This is a genomic window from Listeria floridensis FSL S10-1187 (genome assembly GCF_000525875.1).
GTDB lineage: Bacteria > Bacillota > Bacilli > Lactobacillales > Listeriaceae > Listeria > Listeria floridensis.
The window spans coordinates 1-19098 of the sequence record NZ_AODF01000039.1 but is presented as its reverse complement, the minus strand read 5'-3'; the positions used below and the strand labels follow the sequence as shown (position 1 = coordinate 19098).

Below are 19098 nucleotides of genomic sequence, written 5' to 3'. Positions count from 1 at the left end.
CAAAAAAGACTTATATTGAACAGAATTTTTTATTGTCCATGATTTTCGAACAAAATAATTGGGTTAAACTAATAAAGGAGGTGAGGCGAGTGTATGTAGAAAGTTATCCTGAGTGGAGATATTTTCTCACCCAAGAACCAGGTTTAGCAGCTCAATATACGACAGAAGAAATATATACACCCGGAGAAGATATCACATTTAATGGCGAATGTGTATACATCTTGATGGAAGGAAATGCGTTGTTGAAAGTTCAAGCGGGACAACATAAATACACGGTTATTGATTTAATAGGGGTGAATTTTCTAATTGGCTTGTACGAACACAATCCGAATATGTACATTAAAAAATGGCTGTTGACCGCGGTCAATGAGTGTAAAGTTTTTAGGGTTGATCGAGAGTACTTTTTAAATCATTTTTATGTACACCCGACACTTTTTTCTGAGATTTTCTTAGAGCAGACTGAAAGATATAAGCATTTAAGCGACTTGTATGAAATGGTTAATATAAATTTGGAAAATAGACTAGCCTATCTAATTATTAATTGGGGGAAGATTCTTTCGACAAGTAAAGATGGTGTAATTACCATACCAAGCAGTATTAAACAATATATGCTGGCTGAGGGATTACGAGCAAGCCCTGCAAGTATAACGATTGTTTTAAATAATTGGGAGAATAAGAAAATAATACAAAGAAGAAAGTCAGGTATGATCTTTGATGAAGAAAAATTAGGTGAAATGGTTTGTGAAATTTGACTATCGGATCAATCTGAGAATATGGGTTTAAAGGTATCCCGTAAAAAAACCTTAATTTATAGAAAGGATAAAGTAGAGAAAACTATCAGATGTAAGAAGGGAAGGAATAAAAAGTGAGTAACAAACACAAGAACACGAGCAAGGGGCTAAAAACAGCACTAGCTGCAATGATTGTCTGCGGTCAGTTTGCGGCCGTTTTACCAGTCAATGCTCTAGCATCTGAAGCACTACCTAAAGCAGCAAATACAGATGTTAACAAAGCAGTAAATACAGAAAAACCTTTTAATGTGCAACCGGCAGACTTAGCTCTTCCGGATGGAGCAACAAAGATTAAAACTGAGGTTTCAACATTTCCACAGTTAAAGGCTGCTTTAGAGGACGGCTTAACAAATTATATTGTTTTAACAGGTGATATCAATGTTACTAGCGATGTGATTGTAAATAAAAATGTAAGGATTGAAGGGAATGGCTATACAATTAGTCAATCTACTTATAAAATCCGGATGAAATCAACATCTATTATTGATTTAAAAGATGTGGTTATGACAAATAATGGATCAAATCCAATTTTTACAGGTTTCAATGGTTCAACATCACCAACATTAAACATTATTGATAATGTCCAAATACGTGGATATGTAATTGGCGGGGACGGAGCACTCAGCATGTCTGTTGCTGGTGCAAGCAACCAATTTGTCAGTACACAAAATAATGCAATTCAAGTATCAAAACTTAGAATTGAAGATGATGCTTCAATTGAGCGTTTAGAAGCAACAAATAGTGCGATTGTAATCAATAATAAGGGTATAGCAGAAGTTGGAAATAACGCATCAATTAATATGTCCTCCAGTAGAGGCTATGCATTTGATGCCAATACAAGTGATCTTGTTTTTGGGGAAAATGTAAATGTGGCTTCTACTTCAAAATACGGTTCGATTCGAGCAAATTCGATTCGGATAAATAATGGTTCTAATCTTACTCTTGCTTCTGGAGATATTGGTAACGGCATTGATGTCGCTGGTAATATTAAGATTGGTGATAAGGTATACCTCAAAGCAACAGGTGATGGTACAGCATTAAACTCAAGAAATAGAGGATACATTTCGGTAGGTCAAGATTCTAATATAAACTTTAAGAGTAACACGAATTTTGGGATCTACACGGATGGTCAGGTGAGTTTTGGAGATCGAACTAGTGTGAGTCTTGAAACTTACAATATTGGTATTAGAACAGGTAATTCTGGTGTACGGTTTGGTACGATTTCTAATCAAGAAAAACCGGCATCTGAAAAAGCTGATATCATAATTAAATCAGCAACTAACAATGGAATATGGTCAAATGGACCGGTTTCTTTTGGGGATAATACGAACGTTGATATCACATCTAAATCCAATTCAATCTATGCGGATGGTGTAGCTCAAGTTGATGTCGGCAGTGAAGCAGCTTTGAACTTAAATAGTTCATCGGGACAAGGTGTATCGGCTGGTGGTTTAACATTGGGTAAATCAACAGAGGCGAAAATAGTTTCTTATAATCAAGGTATTTCATTGAGAAATACATCAGGCAATGGATTACAAACAGATTCAAATGTCAATCTTGATGTGAAATCTAATTCCAGTATCGGAATTGATACAGTAAGTGACACTATTTTTGGGGCAAATAATAATATTAATGTAACTGCACTAACGGATAGAGGTTTTAGTTCTAATTATGCTTCTGATATTTTAGTTGGAGAAAAATCAAATCTCCATGTCAATGCTACATTAGGTATTTTCCAAGATGGAGGCTTCTCTTCAAATTTGCTTGGTAAAAAGGGGTCTAACATCAAGATTGATGCTACTAATATTGGGGTTCAAACAACCGGTTCAGTAAATGTTCAACCTGAATCTATCTTCAATGTACGTGCTGCATCAGGTAATGGTAATAATCCAGCGATTCAAGCGAATGGTATTGTAACATTTGAAAAAGATTCTAAAATTTATGTAGAGACATTATCCAATCAATCTGAGAAGGTGTTTGATTTAACTGGAGGGGATAACTCCAAATTGGTATTAAACGGAGTTCGCTACTTTGATTTTAGACAAGGAAATCGTTCTAAAAAAGGACATATTATTAGAGGACGTTTAAATGATAACGATGCTTACCGGTCGAGAGTTCAGATCAACAATATGCCACAAATCTATGCATGGGGTCACGAATCAGACTGGTCAAAAACACCAACGAGTAATTGGGAAGATGTTAATCTAGTGACTATTCCGCTTTCTTATAAAGTGGGCGATACAGTCGTAGATTATTATAGCGGTTCCCCAGCTGGTCAAAATATTGCTGGTTTCGACTTATTTAACTATTCACGGGTTTCTACTGTGGCAGAAGCTAGTGTAGCAGCTCCAACAGTTGATGAAATCTATACGAGCAATAAAAAAAGTCAGTGGTACTGGGATTGCAGATGATACTATCATTGTAACTTTCCCAGATGGAACAACTGCTCAAACAACAGTAAATGCTGATGGGAAATGGTCACTTGATGTTCCTTCGGGCGTAATTTTGAAGAAAGATCAATTTGTTTATGCACAACAAACAAACGGTCTAACAGATAGTATCCGTGTACGCACAAAAATTCAGGAAGATCTAAGAGTTCCTGATGCTCCTGCAGTAAACACTATTAAAGCTGGCGATACTCAAGTAACGGGTAAAGCAGAACCTGGAAATGACGTAACCGTTACTTTACCTAATGGATCTAAAGTAACAGGTAAAGCAGATTCTAACGGAGATTTTACAATTAAAATCCCAGCACAACAAGAAGGACAAAAAATAGATGTAACACAAACTGGAACTAATGGAAAAGAAAGCACACCAAAAACAGTAACAGTTGGCTCTAATCATAAACCTGTTATTACAGCAAATGATAAAACACTTCAAATTGGGGATACTTTTAATCCTCTAGATGGCGTAACTGCAACGGATAGCGAAGATGGTAATTTGACAAGTCAAATCAAAGTTGTAAGCAACGACGTTAATACAAACTTGGCTGGAACTTATCATGTCACATATTCAGTAACGGATAAAGATGGCAATGTTGTAACGAAAACAATTCAAGTTACAGTAGAAAGCTTAAACGGCTCTATCGCGGTTAACACATTCTATTTGGGCTATGATAACTGGCTAAATGGAAGCTTTACGGGTGATATTACAAAAGTAAACTTAATGGTAAACGGTAAATCATATCAAATGGTCAATGTGAAAGACGGCGTTTTCCAATACTATGCGAAAGATAAAATTTTAGCACTAACTGACGATGCTAAGATGATTGGTTACAGCAGCAATGGTAAAGTCTTGCAAACTGTGAAAGTAAACATTGTGGATGGTTCAGTTCTTAAAGGTACTGTAAAAGCAGATCCATTTGTAGTTGGTATGGATGCTTACGTTAAAGGTAGTTACACAGGTGCTGTAAGTAAAATTGGTATCTTTGTAAATGGCAAAGAATATGGTCGTGTGCCAGTTGGAAGCAACGGTAGTTTGCAGTATTATGCGAAAGATAAGATCAAAGCTAAAACTGATAAAGTTGAATTAGTGGGCTATAACTCAGAAGGAAAAGAAATTTCACGGGTTCAAGTGCCACTTACAGATGCTAGTGATATGAAAGGAAATCTTACGCCTGCGGAATACTCGCTTGCTGATGACAGTTTCGTATCAGGAACCTTCACTGGAAGTATTAAAACAATTGCGCTTCAAGTTAACGGAAAAGCATATGCACCAGTGAATGTAGCAGATTCATCACATTTTCAATACTATGCGAAAGATAAGATTAAGAGTGTTTCTGATGATGTTAAAGTTTTAGGCTATAATGCGGCAGGTGCACTTGCTGATACTAAGTCGGTTAAAATTGTGGCTTCGCATGAAGGTGGCGGAAGTATTACTCCAAATGAGTATTATATGGCAAATGATAGTTTTGTCACTGGAACAGTTGTTGGTAATGTAAAACAAGTAGCGCTAGAAGTGAACGGAACGAAATATATGTCAGTAAACGTTACTGACGCTACACACTTCCAGTATTATGCGAAAGATAAGATTAAGAATACAACAGATGTTGTGAAAGTTTATGCTTATGATGGAGCAGGAAACTTAGTTGATACTAAAACAGTTAAGGTATCAGCTTCTCATACAGAGCTAGGCAAGATCACACCAAGTGATTTCACTATAGGAAAAGACGGTTTTGTTAAAGGGATTTATGTAGGTGATGTAAAAACAATTGCTTTGGAAGTGAATGGAAAAATCTATACGGCAGTGAATGTTGTAAATGATTCTCAGTTCCAATATTATGCAAAAGATAAGATTAAAGCGGCTTCTGATGATGTAAAAGTGCTTGCTTATAGCAGTACAGGTCAATTAGTTGATACAAAAGTTGTTGTGATTGTTACTGGAGAAAAAGAAAGCAGTAAAATTGAAACAGTAAACAATTTTGTAATTGGTACGGATGGATTTATCAAAGGAACTTATAGCGGTAATGCTAAACAAATTTCGATCAAGGTAAATGGTACAAGTTATTCTCCTGTAAATGTTGGCGTAAATAACACGTTCCAATATTATGCAAAAGATAAAATTTCTAAAGCAACGGATCAAGTTTCTGTACTTCTTTTTGACGAAAAAGGAGCATTGCTAAGTGAAAAAGCGGTACCGCTAAAAGCAGCAGGCCAAGATGAAACTGGGTCAATTAGTGTGAATGTCTATACGGTTGGAAAAGACAGCTGGATCAGTGGAATTTATGCAGGTAAAGTTGCCAAAGTTGCGCTGAAAGTAAATGGCAAAGAGTATATGGCAGTTGCTGTACAAGCAGGTGGAAACTTTAAATACTATGCAAAAGATAAAATTACATCGAATACTGATCGGGTGGAAGTTGTAGCATATACGGCATCAAATCAATCAGTCGATACAAAAGGCGTTACGATTAAATAACGATAGTGATTGTCTTGGGGGATGGACTTCTCCCAAGACAATCCAACTATCAATAAAGGAAGGAAGATCAAAATGAAAAAACGGATGTTTGCTTTGATACTCGTTGTACTTGTTTTTTCGCTAGGGGCTTGTTCCATTGATGACCCTAATAAAGCGGATGAAAAGCCGACTTATGCGACTAAAACTGTGAAGAATGTTGATATGAAAATCAAGAATGTAAAACGAACTGAGGACGGGAAAGGGCGCCATGACATGCTGCGCGTTAACATGAAGGTGACAAATCATTCCAATTCAAAGTTCGGAATTGGCGGCGGCGATTTTATTCTGAAAGACAAAAAGGCGAAGAAAGAGTATCACGTGGAGCCGACTGCCAACAATATTGGGACAGAGGTTGCGGTAGATAAATCTGCTGAAGGCAGTGTGATTTTTTCTATTGATAAGGATGCTAGTAAAAAGTTGGAACTAGTTTACAAGCCTGTTGTGGTCAAAAATAGTAAAACAAAAGCGAAAGAATTGAGCAAGTGGACTCTTACTTTACCCCAAAAAAGTGAATAATGAGGAGGATGAAATTGAAAATTGAAGTGATTGGCTTAGGCTACATCGGCCTTCCAACTGCGGTGATGTTTGCAAATCACGATCAAATGGTTGTTGGGGTGGATGTTAAGCAAGATGTTGTTCAAAAGTTGAATCGCGGGATGCTGCACATTGAGGAGCCGGGCTTAGAAGAAGCTTTGCAAGAAGCGGTTAACAGCGGTAACTTCAAAGCGCGTACAATTCCAGAAAAGGCAGATGTTTTTATTTTGTCTGTCCCAACTCCAAATTTGAATAATGCTAGTAAAAGCTGTGATTTGTCTCTCGTAATTGAAGCGCTAGGAAGTATTTTGCCGCTACTTGAAACGGGAAATACGGTCATTGTTGAATCAACAATTGAACCAAAGGCAACGGAAAATGAGATTGCACCGCTCATTGAGCAAGCTGGTTTTACGATAGGCGAGGATGTCTTTCTAGTGCATTGTCCGGAGCGGGTTTTGCCGGGTCAGATTTTGCATGAATTAAAGCACAACAATCGGATTATCGGCGGTGTAACAGAAGCGTGCACGCAAAAAGGAATTGAAGTTTATCAGACTTTTGTCGAAGGGCATTTGATGGGAACGAAGGCGGCAACAGCGGAAATGGCAAAGTTGATGGAAAATACCTACCGAGATGTGAATATCGCACTTTCGAATGAGCTTGTCAAAATTTGTGATACTCTCGATATCCAAGCAATGGATGTTATCGAAATGGCGAATCAGCATCCACGTGTTCATTTGCTTGATCCAGGTCCAGGTGTTGGCGGACATTGTCTTGCGGTAGATCCGTACTTCATTGCGGCTAAAGCACCAGAACGTTCTCCACTTATTCAAACGGCTCGCAAGGTCAATCAATCCATGCCGGCTTTTATTGTTTCTAAGGTTCGTGAACTGCTCAGCGGAAAGTTGGGATGCAAAATTACGATTTGTGGGATTACTTATAAAGGCAATGTGGATGATATTCGAGAAAGCCCGGCTTTGATTATCTTGAAGCAGTTGCAGGATTTTTATCAGGTCGCTGTGCATGATCCGCATGTGCATCAGTTTGATTGGATAGAACAGGATCTGGCTGAAGCGGTGCGTGATAGTGAATTGCTGCTCGTCTTAACGGATCATAGCGAGTATGAAAGTTTTGACAGCGGGGATTTAGTAGGGATGACAGAGCAAGTGATACTCGATACAAAAGGAGTTGTGCAGAAGGTTCCTGAGGATGCAGAATGTCTGAATTTAGGCGACTTATCGAAGTTTGGCAAGCTGAATGCTCAGCAAATTTTTAAAAAGAAAAATCGGGAGGAACAATGGAAGAAGTTATCAGTTTATCCAAATTAATCTCTGGCGTAAAGAAGAATAAATGGGTCATTCTTTTTTCAACAACAGCTGCGGTTTGTATCATGGTTATTTACTTATTTTGGTTTGCGACGCCTATTTATAAGGGTGGAGCGCAAATCTTAGTCAATCAGTCAGAACGGGAAACATCGCTTGAAGCACAAAGTGTGCAAGCTAATTTACAACTAGTCAACACGTATAAAACAATTATTTTAAGTCCTCGGATTCTTGGGGAAGTCAAAGCAAAACTTGGAAATCGCTATACGCTTCAGGGATTATCGGATTCTGTTGAAGTAGATACAAATGCAGATTCTCAAGTGATTACGATTACAGCGCAAGACGCTGATCCAAAACAAGCTGTCCTAATTGCGAATCAAACGGCAGAAGTTTTCAAAAAACAGATACCTAACATTATGAAAATTAACAATGTTACGATTTTATCTTATGCAAAAACAATGCCGAATCAGGCACCTATTAAACCGAAAAAAATGATTTTATTGATAGCATCTTTCTTTTTAGGTCTTATTATCGGCTTTATCATTATGATTATTCGACTGATCTTTGATCGTTCAATCAAGGATGCGGAAGATATTCAAAACTGTTTAGATATTCCGCTACTTGGTGTCGTATCAGAGATGAACATGAAAGGAGAGGTAAAAAATGGCAAAAAGAACTAAACCCATTACTTTTACGAATCCGGATTCTGTTGTTGCCGAACAAATTCGTACCATTCGTACTAATATTTCTTTTTTTAAAGTGGATAAACGTGAATTAAAAGTACTGCTGATCACATCTCCTGAAGCTGGAAGCGGCAAATCGACGATATCGGCAAATTTAGCCATTTCGTTTGCTCAGCAAGGAAAAAGAACACTTCTAATCGATGCTGATTTGCGCAAGCCAACTGTTCATCGAACTTTTCTAGGCGGACCGGTAGACGGGTTATCTGCTGTACTGACGCAAGAAGTTAGTTTGAAGGAAGGCATTCGAAAAACGGAGATAGATCATTTGTTTGTTCTGGCAAGCGGAACTAGGCCGCCAAACCCAAATGAGCTACTCGGAACAAATGCAATGAAACTTGTGCTGAGAGAAGCAGCTGAACAGTTTGATCAAATTGTTATTGATACTCCACCAGCAACGATTGTTTCAGACGCGCTTGTACTTGCCTCAGAAGCAGATGGTGTTATTTTAGTTTGTCGTGCGGCAAAGACACTTCGAGAGAGTGCGAAACTGGCACTGAAACAAATGCAGCTTGCTGAAACACCAATTGTCGGCTGCGTGTTAAACGGTATCAAGAATCGAGATCAATATGTTTATTAAAGGAGAGAGATTAATGGAAGGATTGCGTTATCAGGCATCTTTTGCTAAAAAAAAAGAAAATATAAACGTATCAAGCGTGTTTGTGATGTTGTATTTGCTTCTGTCGGATTGATCGTTTTATTGCCTGTTTTTCTGCTTACTTCATGTATCATTAAAATTTCTGAACCTCGCGGTACGGTTTTTTTCGCACAAAAGCGAATTGGAAAAAATGAAAAACCATTTACAATGTATAAATTTCGAACAATGAAGATGAACGCGGAGAATGATTTGCAAAGTCTGCTTGATCAAAATGAAATGGATGGCGCAATGTTTAAAATAAAAAAAGATCCACGGGTTACAAAATTTGGCAGTTTTCTCAGGAAAACAAGTATTGATGAACTGCCGCAATTAATCAATGTTTTGAAAGGAGAAATGACGCTAGTAGGTCCACGGCCGCCTCTTCCTCGTGAAGTTGCAACTTATACCAGCTACGAGAAATTAAGACTTAATGCAATTCCTGGCTGTACTGGGCTTTGGCAGGTAAGCGGGCGAAATGACTTGAGTTTTGAAGAAATGGTGGATTTAGATTTAACTTATATTAATCAGTCCTGCCTGCTGCTCGATTTCAAAATAATGCTGAAAACAGTTTTGATTTTGCTGGTGTCACGAAATGGATACTAATGAGTCGAATTAAGTTTTTAGGAAGTCAGTTAGATGTACTCACGATGGCGGAGACGCTTCAAGTGATTGCAAAATATATTGAAGAAGGTAAGATCGTTCAACACGTTTCACTTAATGCTTCTAAGGTGTACTTGATCGATCATAATGAAAGGCTTCAAAGGATAGTGAATCAGGCGGAAATTGTCAGTGCAGATGGCTCATCGATTGTTTTAGCTGGCAGGTTTTTAGGTCAGAAGGTTCCAGAGCGGGTAACGGGAATTGAGTTATTTTTAAATGTGGTTAAATTAGCAGCGAAGCGAGGCTATCGGGTATTCTATTTAGGCGCTACAGATGCCGTTGTACAACGTGTGGCGGCAAAACAGCAGGCGCAGTATCCGACACTACAGGTGGCCGGCTATCGGAATGGTTATTTTTCGGATGGCGAAGCTGTTAAAATTGCAAAGCAGATTCGAGCGAGTCAAGCGGATATTTTGTTTGTGGGTTTTTCCAGCCCGCAAAAAGAATTTTTTATTGATCAGTACAAAGAAACGATGGGGGTGCCGTTTATAATGGGCGTCGGAGGGAGTTTTGACGTTGTGGCCGGAAAGACGAAGCGGGCACCTCGGTGGATGCAAAAAGTCGGTTTGGAGTGGTTTTATCGCTTTTTACAAGAACCGCGGCGAATGTTCAAGCGCTATCTGCTTAGTAATAGTTATTTTATTTGGAAAGTTCTGAAAGAAAGAGTGAGGTTGAAAAGATGAGTAAGCTTCTATTTAGTATTTTGAACGTGCTGCCTATGCCGAGCCGTTTGTGGATTGGGAAATGGATGAAACAAGTAAAGAATAAAGTGGCACAAAGATTTTTAGGTAAAACAGGAAAAAATGTTAACTTGCGACCCAAAATACAGTTTGTACAACCGGAAAATATTTATTTAGGAGCGAATACGGGGGTTGGAGATCGTTCTAGAATTGTCGCTAAAGCGGAGGTTCGAATTGGTTCAGACGTCTTGATGGCGCCGGAAGTCATTATTTTAACGGAAAATCATAGTGTGAACGGTTTTGAAAAAATTATTGATAGTGGTACGAAAACGGCGCCGGTTTATATTGGCAATGATGTTTGGATTGGTACACGAGTTATTATTTTGCCAGGAGCAGATATTCCGTCGGGATGTGTTGTGGCTGCGGGAGCGGTTGTTACAGCTGGAACTTTTCCTCCTTACAGTATTATTGGCGGTGTTCCAGCAAAAGTAATCAAGAAGGAGCGGTAAAGCGAATGGGTGCAGAGAAAAAGATATTTTTCTTCTTATTTGCTAGTTTTCCATTGATTGATGTTTTAAACGGTTTTGCTCTTTCAGCTGGACTCGCATTTCCAATTGGGATACTTTATCGTGCGGTTAGTCTTGTTTTTTTAATCCTTGCTATTTTTAAGCATGGCTTTCCAAAGCAGATCATTACGATTTTAACAGCCATAGCAATTTTTACAGGTTTTTTGGCACTACTTTTTCATGTCTTTATTCTCGAAAATAGTTATCAAACCTTTATGTATGATTTCATGATACTCATCAAGTTTTTTATGTGGATTTTAATACCCTATTACATCTATCAGTGCAGAAATTTTTACAGTCTTCAAGATTTTAAAACTCTTTTCTTAATTATCAGTGTGCTCTTTGCGGCGGGGCTTTTAATTCCTTATTTTTTAGGGGTTGGCAATCAAACCTATGCAGGATCTAATGTTGGATTTAAAGGCTTTTTCTTTGCTAACAATGATACAACAGTGGCCTTCATTACAGCTGCTACATTTACGGGAGTCTGTTTAGTGAAAGAGCGGCACACGAGTATTTGGGGATTTTTAGGCTGGCTGCTGTTATATGCAGGAATCTTAGTCGGCTTGTTTATCCTTGGAACAAAAACAGGAATTATTTATGGAATTTTACTAAGTATTTGCTTGATTTTTTATATGATATTCATTCGTAAGTTAGGCTCACTTCCTGCTAAAATGACACTTTTTCTTGTTTCTATTAGTTTAGCTGCGGCGGTTATAGTTTATGACAAAAACCTTATATTACAGCTGTTTTCTGGAACGTTAAACCGACTCGGTTATTTCTATCAGCTTTATAATGGGGATTTGCTCCGCTTAATTACGAGCTCTAGAAGTGATTTTTTAAATGCTGCTTTTTCAAAATTTGAAGAGGGAGGTTCTCTCACTTTACATTTATTTGGATTCGGCTTTAATTACCGCGAGAAAAATTGGCTGTTCGGAGATTTAGTGGAAATGGATGGATTTGATATTCTCTTTTCACTTGGTTTTTTGGGACTCTTTTGTTCGCTGTTAGTGCTTGTCTTTTATGCTGTCTGGGCAGTGCGGCGAAAGAATCTTTATAGCCTCTTATTTTTTTTTACTGCTACTCTATGGCTTGTTTGCAGGACATGTAATGTTTTCGGCACTATCTTCTACGCTCTTTGGATTAGTTTGTGGGGCACTATTTTTTAAAAAAAGAAAGTTTGAGTGAATATATTGAAAGCTTTAATTCAACGCCTTTTGGGATTTGCGGTCGGTTCTTTTGGAGCTGCACTGTTAAATTTGATCACCATTCCGGTCGTAACCTTCTTTATTTCACCGGAAGAATATGGGAAAACAAGTATGTTTATGCTTGCTCAAACGCTTTTGATCTGCATTATTTATTGGGGATACGATCAGGCGCTGACGCGAGAATTCTATGATTATCCGAGAAGCGACAAATTGTTTGCAACGGCTATCAGTATTCCGCTTGTAGCAGCAGGGATCATCATCGTGATGCTTGTTGGCTTTGCTAATCCGCTTGCAGTATTTCTGTTTGGCAGTGCCAGCTACTACAAAATAGTGTGGGCGATCGCTGCTTCAATTATTCTTATGATTTTTGAACGTTTTTTGTTTTTATTTATAAGAATGGAAAATAAAGCATTTGAATTTTCATTTTTTAACATTTTAGTGAAGTTGAGTATTTTAGTTTGTACAGTTCTTTTCCTGCAAGTATTCCCAACAAATTTCGTCACCGTTGTCTATGCGATGATTTTCGGGCAGATGCTCGGCGATTTTTTACTGACGCTGAGAAATCTCAAACTCTTATGTTTTTCTTTTAAAAAAAATTGACCCATTTTTGTTACAGCGAATGACACCTTTCGCTCTATCGCTTGTTGTCGCAACGTTTCTTTATAGCTTATTTATCGTCATAGACAAACTGTTTCTTCGTTATTTAAGCGATTTTACACAACTTGGATTGTATATGGCAGCTTTTAAAATAGCTAGTGCATTATTGGTTTTCCAAACAGCTTTTTCCAATTTTTGGGTGCCTACTGCGTATAAATGGTACCAGACTGGGAAGCCGCTAATCTACTTTAAAGTGGTCAGCGAAGCGATAATGGGTCTCATTGCATTTGCTTTTGTAGCCCTGTTGCTGTTTAAAGGAATAATTGTGATGCTTCTTTCGCCTGATTATCAAGCTACACAATATATTTTCCCATTCCTTTGTTTTTATCCGCTTATGATGACCGTAAGCGAAACAACGCATCTTGGGATTGTCTTTCAGAAAAAAAGTTATTTCAATATTGTTGTCTCTGCGATTTCTTTGATTGTAGCCGTGTGCTTAAACTGGCTTTTGATTCCAGCATACGGGGCTGTTGGAGCTGCAATTGCTACGGGAACGGCGTACATTGTTTTCTTTTTAACACGAACTTATTTTTCGATGCGAGTCTGGGAAGGTTTTTCGGTTAAACGGCATTTGATTGTTACATTGCTACTTTATGGTACAGCTTTGCTGAATGTTATAATTCGCGATATTTTCTGGATTAGCATCATAAACGGCCTCATTCTATTGCTACTTCTCCTCATTTATTTTCCCGCTATTAAGAAAGGCTGGGCTTATTTTCAAAATCGAAAGGAAATGAAACCATGAAAATCCTCCTTATTTCAAATATGTATCCGTCTAAAAAGTATCCGGCATATGGTATTTTTGTGCAAAATCAAGCCGCATTACTCAAAGAGAATGGCTTTGTGCTTCATAAAATTGTAATGAAAAAATCAAGCCGCGTACTGCAAAAGTTAGTATCGTATAGTTTTTTTTTACTTCAAAATCATCTTCAGCGGCTTGTTTGGTGCATCTGATTTATTTTACTTGCATTACGCTTCACATGCGGCATGGGCAGTATTACTAGCAAAAAAATTGAGACCATCTCGCAAATTAGTAGTGAACTTGCATGGCAGCGATGTTTTTCCAACAACGAAGATCCAGCGTAAACTGCAGAATAAAGTTAGTGAAATTGTTTGTAAAGCAGATCAAATTGTTGTACCGTCTTCTTTTTTTAAGAATACAGTAGCCCAGAAATATCACGTCGATAAAAATAAAATTTGGGTATCGCCATCAGGCGGTGTAGATACAAGTGTGTTTTATCCAACCCCAAAAGGATATGCTACGACGATTACTTTTGGTTATGTTGGGCGAATTGATCCGGGGAAAGGTTGGGACGTAGCCCTGCGTGCATTTGCAGAGTTATGTTGGAATCAAAGCGAAACTAATCTGAAACTTGTAATGATCGGGAGTGGTCAAGAAGAGCTTGCAAAAGAGAAATTGATTGATAAGCTTGATTTACGAGATCGAGTCGAATCCTATAGTGCTTTGCCGCAAGAACAGCTTGCAAGCTGGTATCAAGATTTTGACGTTTTTTTGTTTCCGACTGAGCTTAATGAAAGTTTGGGACTTGTTGGAATTGAATCAATGGCCTGCGGAACCCCAGTAATCGGAAGTGATATCCCAAGTATTCGCGGTTATCTCAAGCCGCATCATAACGGCCTTTTGTTCAGTAAAGGGGACAAAACATCGCTATTCCAAGCGATGAACCAGTTTCTCTCTTTATCTCCTGCCGAACGAAAACAGTTGGGTGAAAATGCGATTACAACCGCTCAAAATTATAGTACTCATATCGTGAAAAATCAGTTGTTGCGACTTGTTCGTCAGCTTGAAGCTTGATCAAAATACTATTATCTGTAGCTTATACCACATACTATGATAAAAACAATAAAATATGCGACACTAGGGGGGCGCGAATCCGGCTAAGATAGAAAGACTAGCTTTCTGCCCCTTTGAACCTGTTTGTTAGTACAAGCGTAGGGAAGTGGATGAAAAGCTCGTTTGAGATAAGTGCGTCTTCTAATTCTTTGGTGTAAGACAAAGAATTAGAAGACGTGTTTTTTTGTGCTAAGAAATGGGCGTGTTTTTTTGGGAAAAGAAAGGGTGATGTCTAGATGGAATTTGTAAAAAATTGGTAGGCGGGGCTTGTTTGGGAAAACAGCATCATTTACCCGTTTGTCAAAGCTATGGCTGGCTCGTTTGAAAAAGAACAATTTAAGTACGATTTACTTCAAGATGACTACTAGAGACGAATAAATTGAATACATCAAAGTCAGAGTAAGCTAGCAATGTTCTATAGCATCATCACTTCGTTGAACAGAAATTAAGAATAGAAAAGTGTCAACTTTGTCTTGGAGAAATAATTAGTTCTCGCCTCTGAATTTCTTAGCAGTATAATGAGCTTTGAAGGAACTAATGCTTACGCCATCTACTACTATGGAATCGGGATCATATAAATGTAATTCATAATAAGAAGATTTTGAATTCTTATGAACTTCTCCCATCACTACCAATAATAAATCTTCATTAATGCTTACCTGAGATATGAGACTTAAGACATCAAATATTATTTCTTTGTTAACGTCATTCATTGTGGAGAAAAATGCTGGAACCAATACTATTTCAACTGTTTTGTCATTTGACCTTCCTTTAATTACCGGACTTCGTGCAGAAATATCTACAGATATAATATCCCCAACAAACCGCCGTATGTTGCCTACATCTTTTTCGGAAAATTGATTTCCATATCTTTTCAACACTCTCGGAGTTACAACTCTCTCATCTTGTTCTATCACTTCTCCATCAGCAACTAAATTTACTCCGATACTTTCTCGTTGTTGTGTCTTGTCAGATACTGTTGAAGATAATTTCTTTTTTTTTCTTTGTCTCAGTACTTGAGCTTTTTTCTTGATTTTGCTCTGTCCGTCGCTTAATTTCTTCGCGAAAAGTTCTTTTTAATCTAGCCATTTTATCATTAGCACTTAAACTACCACGTATCATTTCAGAATAAACTCTTTTTTCTTTTTGCTTCATTTCTCTCAAAATAATACATACAATCTTCACTATGATTCTGATTTTTCCATGTTTTTAATATTGGTCTAGATAAATATGTTGAATACAATAATCTACACTCGCAACCTAACTCAGTACACCACAAATCTTGTTTTATTTTTTCTAAATCTGGATGCTTACTCAGTTCTACTACACCAATTGAGTAAGAATCATCGCCTTGGCCAACTTTTGCAAATGGAATATTCATGAATATACCTCCCTGATGTAATTATGTATTTTAAATATCAATATTGTATTCTATTATGGTATAAAAATCAAACTTTAATTAAAAGTCATAAAAAATTGAACAGCTTTATATCAAAATTGCTTAAGACCTATAGAGTGAATCAAGTTTTCTGAAAAGCTATATTGACTCCGTTGGCAGTGAGGTTGATATGGAAAAGGATCATTTAAAATGCTTATAAGTAGGACAGCTTGGTATAGGAGTATATTTTTTATTTAAGCGTGGCATACATAATCGCTTTAATGGTGTGCATCCGATTTTCTGCTTCGTCAAATATTTTTGACTGGGATGAACTAAAAACGGCATCGCTGACTTCCATTTCAGTTAAGCCAAACTTTTGATGAATCGATTGTGCGACAGTTGTCTCAAGGTTATGAAATGAAGGCAGGCAGTGCATGAAGATGGCATTAGGATGCGCCTTCTCCATCAGTAATTCATTCACTTGATACAGCTTTAAAAGTTCGATTCGTTCCGCCCAAACTGTATCCGATTCTCCCATCGAAACCCAAATATCCGTATAAATAATGTCAGCACCCTTAGCCCCGATTTCCGGGTCATCCGTGAAGGTTAAGCTCGCTCCGGTTGCCTTACAAATTTGTGCGCACTGCTCAATGAGAGCCTGATTTGGCATGAGGCTTTTGGTCCGCATGCCTTAAAGTGAAGACCAAGCTTGGCGCAGGCTACCATTAGCGAATTGGCCACATTATTGCGCGCGTCGCCCATATAAGTCAGGGTCAGGCCTTTGAGATGTCCGAAGTGTTCTTCCACTGTCAACATGTCAGCAATCATTTGCGTCGGGTGAAAGTCGTCTGTTAGGCCATTCCAAACGGGAACGCCAGCTTCTTGTGCGAGCTCTTCAACGAGTGCTTGGGAAAATCCACGATATTCAATCCCGTCATAATAACGTCCAAGAACGCGTGCAGTGTCTGTGATACTTTCCTTTTTCCCCATTTGTGAAGAACCGGGGTCAAGATAAGTGACGCCCATGCCGAGATCCATTCCGGCAACTTCAAAAGAACAGCGCGTTCTCGTAGAGGTTTTTTCAAACAACAGTACAATATTTTTGCCTTCTAAATAACGATGTGGAGTACGGCTTAACTTTAAACGTTTGAATTCTTTCGACAAGTTAACAAGATATTTAATTTCTTCAGGAGTAAAATCCAGCAGCTTCAGAAAGCTTCTTCCTTGTAGATTGATTGGCATTTTGCATCGCTTCCTTTCTGTTAGGAACAAGAAATTTATTTTAGTATAAATATACATTATTTTGGAATTATATTCAACATGAGGCTTGGAAATTTATGAAGCTTGTTGGCTCAACAAATTAAAAAGCATCTGCTCGAGTAACAGTCTGAATCTCCGCAAACGATGTTAGCAAAGATTTTCTGATGTTTCACGTGAAACAAGCAGCTAGGATTTTCCTAGCTGCTTGTTTGATCACGGATTAGTTTCCTTCTTTAAAACCGTATTTCTTTAACACTTTTTGTGCACCTGCTTCACGCATGAAACTTAGGAAGCTTTGAACTTGTTTTTTGTGCTCCGTATCTGTTACCACGCCAGAATAATAACCGATCGGGGAATGAATACCATCTGCAACAGTTTCTACGACCTTAACTTTGTCTGAGATAAGGGCATCCGTTTTGTAAACAAAGCCAGCATCTGCATTTCCCGCTGAAACATAAGACAAGACTTGACGGACATCAGATGCGAGAACAATTTTATCTTTCATAGCATCATAGACTTTTAAGTTTTCAAGCGTTTCCTTGCCATACTTGCCAGCTGGGACAGAATCAGGATTGCCAAGCGCAAATTTTTGATAACCTTTCAAACGATCGGCAAGATTGCTCGTAGAATTTTCGCTGTTCACCGGTTCAATCAAAACCAATGTGTTTTGAGCGAATTCAGCTTTACCTGATGCTTTATCGGCTTTAACGAGCTGATTAATATCGGAGGCACTTGCAAATAAAATGCCGTCAATTGGAGATCCGCTCATCACTCGTGCTCTAATTTGTCCAGAGCCGCCAAAATCAAAAGTTAGCTTCGTATTTGGATGTGCTCTCTCATAAAGTGGTTTAATATCGTCGATTGCATCTTTCAGGCTAGCCGCGGCAGAAATATGTATGTCTACTTTTTCATTTGTTTTCTTGTCGGCTTTTTCGCTAGAACTATTTCCGCATGCAGCTAGGATCGTCAACAAAAAAACAACCGCAAGAACTCCCCATTTTCGTAACTTCATTTGTATAGCCCCCTTTTTATATATTCCTATTGTAACGTAATAAAATCATTTTTTGCTAGTAAGTGAAATTTTGTTATATCTTTCTGTGTGCTATTGAATTTGCAAGGGATATCGAATGGAAATAGAACTGAATTTGTGAAAACACAGAGATATGCTTCAGTGAGTTCAGTTTTGGCTTTTTTCTACCTTTTCTAAAAAAGGTGTCAAACTGCTCTATAAAGCGATTTATGGAGAGTGTTAAATAATAGAAGCGTTCTATGGACTAGTAAAACGGTCTTAGATTGGACGAATTTGTCAGAAAAATTCACAAAAAAGACACAGATGTTTTAGGCTTCAGGTGCTATACTTAATATATTAGTAAAGCGGATAATTAATGCCGCAAAAACGGATAGAGTAATAAGCCGCGTATAAATAAAGTAGCGGATTAACGGGCTCTTTCGAAATAAAGTCAGACAGCCAAGAGAACAGCGAAGGGAGGAGAAAAAGCGATATGACAGCTGAAGAAAAAATCATGCAAATGCGTGAACAGCTCCAGCATGTAAACCTGGAGCTTGAAACTCAACTTCTTGAAGTCAGCTATGCAGAACAGCAGGTGGAAGCGATGGAAGAAGAATTTGCAAAAGCTACTGTGGCAAAAGAAGAGGCAGAAAAGGATCTTTTTAGTCGAGCAGATACTAGTCATTTTGATGGTGCTGATGAAGAACTTCGTGAGCTTGAAAAACGTTTGGCAACGCTCCAAGGTCAGCTTGGTGTTGAGCGAAGCAGTTTACAAAGAAAGCTCTATGCGAATCGGCAAACCGAAGCCCAGTTGCAAAATAATGAAGCATAATTGAAAAACCCCCTTTCGCGGC

The 19098-nt window shown here is 38.1% G+C and carries 18 protein-coding genes and 1 pseudogene; 15 read left to right on the top strand and 4 right to left on the bottom strand.

What is annotated here, in order from left to right; translation table 11 throughout:
- The first annotated feature begins 89 nt into the window (after positions 1-89).
- The 14 genes from MFLO_RS12515 to MFLO_RS12455 all read left to right on the top strand — a co-directional run bounded on the left by MFLO_RS12515 (position 90) and on the right by MFLO_RS12455 (position 14558).
- Complete coding sequence (locus MFLO_RS12515) at positions 90-752, top strand: Crp/Fnr family transcriptional regulator (RefSeq protein ID WP_036098354.1); 663 nt, start codon at positions 90-92, stop codon at positions 750-752.
- 113 nt (positions 753-865) lie between these two features.
- Positions 866-3202 carry a pectate lyase-like adhesive domain-containing protein gene (locus tag MFLO_RS12510; RefSeq protein ID WP_036098353.1) on the top strand — a complete coding sequence of 779 codons (2337 nt, stop codon included), beginning with the start codon at positions 866-868 and terminating at the stop codon, positions 3200-3202.
- Positions 3150-5705 carry an immunoglobulin-like domain-containing protein gene (locus MFLO_RS12505; protein ID WP_036098351.1) on the top strand — a complete coding sequence of 852 codons (2556 nt, stop codon included), beginning with the start codon at positions 3150-3152 and terminating at the stop codon, positions 5703-5705. The genes MFLO_RS12510 and MFLO_RS12505 overlap by 53 nt, the downstream gene beginning before the upstream one ends.
- A gap of 72 nt (positions 5706-5777) precedes the next feature.
- Positions 5778-6260 carry a DUF4352 domain-containing protein gene (locus MFLO_RS12500; RefSeq protein WP_036098350.1) on the top strand — a complete coding sequence of 161 codons (483 nt, stop codon included), beginning with the start codon at positions 5778-5780 and terminating at the stop codon, positions 6258-6260.
- A gap of 14 nt (positions 6261-6274) precedes the next feature.
- Positions 6275-7603 (top strand): nucleotide sugar dehydrogenase, encoded by a 1329-nt coding sequence (locus MFLO_RS12495; RefSeq protein ID WP_051993661.1) that lies wholly within the window; start codon positions 6275-6277, stop codon positions 7601-7603.
- Entirely contained in the window at positions 7573-8277 is a 705-nt protein-coding gene (locus tag MFLO_RS12490) for a YveK family protein (protein ID WP_036098348.1), read from the top strand. The genes MFLO_RS12495 and MFLO_RS12490 overlap by 31 nt, the downstream gene beginning before the upstream one ends.
- The gene (locus MFLO_RS12485) at positions 8261-8917 is read left to right on the top strand and encodes a CpsD/CapB family tyrosine-protein kinase (RefSeq protein WP_036098346.1); all 657 of its coding nucleotides are present in this window, start codon (positions 8261-8263) and stop codon (positions 8915-8917) included. Before MFLO_RS12490 ends, MFLO_RS12485 begins: the two co-directional genes overlap by 17 nt.
- Positions 8918-8986: 69 nt before the next feature.
- Positions 8987-9577 (top strand): sugar transferase, encoded by a 591-nt coding sequence (locus MFLO_RS12480; RefSeq protein ID WP_077913250.1) that lies wholly within the window; start codon positions 8987-8989, stop codon positions 9575-9577.
- A complete protein-coding gene (locus tag MFLO_RS12475; protein WP_036098345.1) occupies positions 9577-10317 on the top strand; it encodes a WecB/TagA/CpsF family glycosyltransferase in 741 nt (246 codons plus the stop codon). Before MFLO_RS12480 ends, MFLO_RS12475 begins: the two co-directional genes overlap by 1 nt.
- Positions 10314-10823 carry an acyltransferase gene (locus MFLO_RS12470; RefSeq protein ID WP_036098344.1) on the top strand — a complete coding sequence of 170 codons (510 nt, stop codon included), beginning with the start codon at positions 10314-10316 and terminating at the stop codon, positions 10821-10823. Before MFLO_RS12475 ends, MFLO_RS12470 begins: the two co-directional genes overlap by 4 nt.
- A gap of 5 nt (positions 10824-10828) precedes the next feature.
- Positions 10829-12046, top strand: coding sequence for an O-antigen ligase family protein (locus MFLO_RS12465; protein ID WP_241433660.1), 1218 nt, complete (start codon positions 10829-10831; stop codon positions 12044-12046).
- Positions 12047-12070: 24 nt separating this feature from the next.
- Positions 12071-12685, top strand: coding sequence for a lipopolysaccharide biosynthesis protein (locus MFLO_RS16600; protein ID WP_241433659.1), 615 nt, complete (start codon positions 12071-12073; stop codon positions 12683-12685).
- A gap of 19 nt (positions 12686-12704) precedes the next feature.
- Positions 12705-13487 (top strand): lipopolysaccharide biosynthesis protein, encoded by a 783-nt coding sequence (locus tag MFLO_RS16595; protein WP_241433658.1) that lies wholly within the window; start codon positions 12705-12707, stop codon positions 13485-13487.
- 192 nt (positions 13488-13679) lie between these two features.
- On the top strand, positions 13680-14558 hold the full coding sequence (locus MFLO_RS12455; protein ID WP_051993659.1) for a glycosyltransferase family 4 protein: 879 nt from the start codon (positions 13680-13682) through the stop codon (positions 14556-14558).
- A gap of 524 nt (positions 14559-15082) precedes the next feature.
- On the opposite strand, the gene MFLO_RS12450 is transcribed toward MFLO_RS12455, so the two are convergent.
- The 4 genes and pseudogenes from MFLO_RS12450 to modA form a co-directional block, all read right to left on the bottom strand.
- Positions 15083-15514, bottom strand: a complete 432-nt coding sequence (locus MFLO_RS12450) for a hypothetical protein (RefSeq protein ID WP_036098343.1) — start codon at positions 15512-15514, stop codon at positions 15083-15085.
- Between the two features lie 206 nt (positions 15515-15720).
- Complete coding sequence (locus tag MFLO_RS12445) at positions 15721-15978, bottom strand: hypothetical protein (protein ID WP_036098341.1); 258 nt, start codon at positions 15976-15978, stop codon at positions 15721-15723.
- Between the two features lie 247 nt (positions 15979-16225).
- Positions 16226-17217 (bottom strand): annotated as a pseudogene (gene argF, locus MFLO_RS12440) (ornithine carbamoyltransferase).
- A 238-nt stretch (positions 17218-17455) separates the two neighbouring features.
- On the bottom strand, positions 17456-18247 hold the full coding sequence (gene modA / locus MFLO_RS12435; RefSeq protein WP_036098340.1) for a molybdate ABC transporter substrate-binding protein: 792 nt from the start codon (positions 18245-18247) through the stop codon (positions 17456-17458).
- 490 nt (positions 18248-18737) lie between these two features.
- On the opposite strand from modA, the gene MFLO_RS12430 reads away from it, so the two are divergent.
- Entirely contained in the window at positions 18738-19076 is a 339-nt protein-coding gene (locus MFLO_RS12430; RefSeq protein WP_036098339.1) for a hypothetical protein, read from the top strand.
- The last annotated feature ends 22 nt before the right edge of the window (positions 19077-19098 follow it).

What these genes read in the sequence shown, in the direction of transcription:
- MFLO_RS12445 (WP_036098341.1), bottom strand. Translation starts at nt 15,978, where the DNA reads ATGAATATTCCATTTGCAAAAGTTGGCCAAGGCGATGATTCTTACTCA.
- MFLO_RS12505 (WP_036098351.1), top strand. Translation starts at nt 3,150, where the DNA reads ATGAAATCTATACGAGCAATAAAAAAAGTCAGTGGTACTGGGATTGCA.
- MFLO_RS12500 (WP_036098350.1), top strand. Translation starts at nt 5,778, where the DNA reads ATGAAAAAACGGATGTTTGCTTTGATACTCGTTGTACTTGTTTTTTCG.
- MFLO_RS12485 (WP_036098346.1), top strand. Translation starts at nt 8,261, where the DNA reads ATGGCAAAAAGAACTAAACCCATTACTTTTACGAATCCGGATTCTGTT.
- modA (WP_036098340.1), bottom strand. Translation starts at nt 18,247, where the DNA reads ATGAAGTTACGAAAATGGGGAGTTCTTGCGGTTGTTTTTTTGTTGACG.
- MFLO_RS16595 (WP_241433658.1), top strand. Translation starts at nt 12,705, where the DNA reads ATGACACCTTTCGCTCTATCGCTTGTTGTCGCAACGTTTCTTTATAGC.
- MFLO_RS12475 (WP_036098345.1), top strand. Translation starts at nt 9,577, where the DNA reads ATGAGTCGAATTAAGTTTTTAGGAAGTCAGTTAGATGTACTCACGATG.
- MFLO_RS12490 (WP_036098348.1), top strand. Translation starts at nt 7,573, where the DNA reads ATGGAAGAAGTTATCAGTTTATCCAAATTAATCTCTGGCGTAAAGAAG.
- MFLO_RS12470 (WP_036098344.1), top strand. Translation starts at nt 10,314, where the DNA reads ATGAGTAAGCTTCTATTTAGTATTTTGAACGTGCTGCCTATGCCGAGC.
- MFLO_RS12430 (WP_036098339.1), top strand. Translation starts at nt 18,738, where the DNA reads ATGACAGCTGAAGAAAAAATCATGCAAATGCGTGAACAGCTCCAGCAT.
- MFLO_RS12465 (WP_241433660.1), top strand. Translation starts at nt 10,829, where the DNA reads ATGGGTGCAGAGAAAAAGATATTTTTCTTCTTATTTGCTAGTTTTCCA.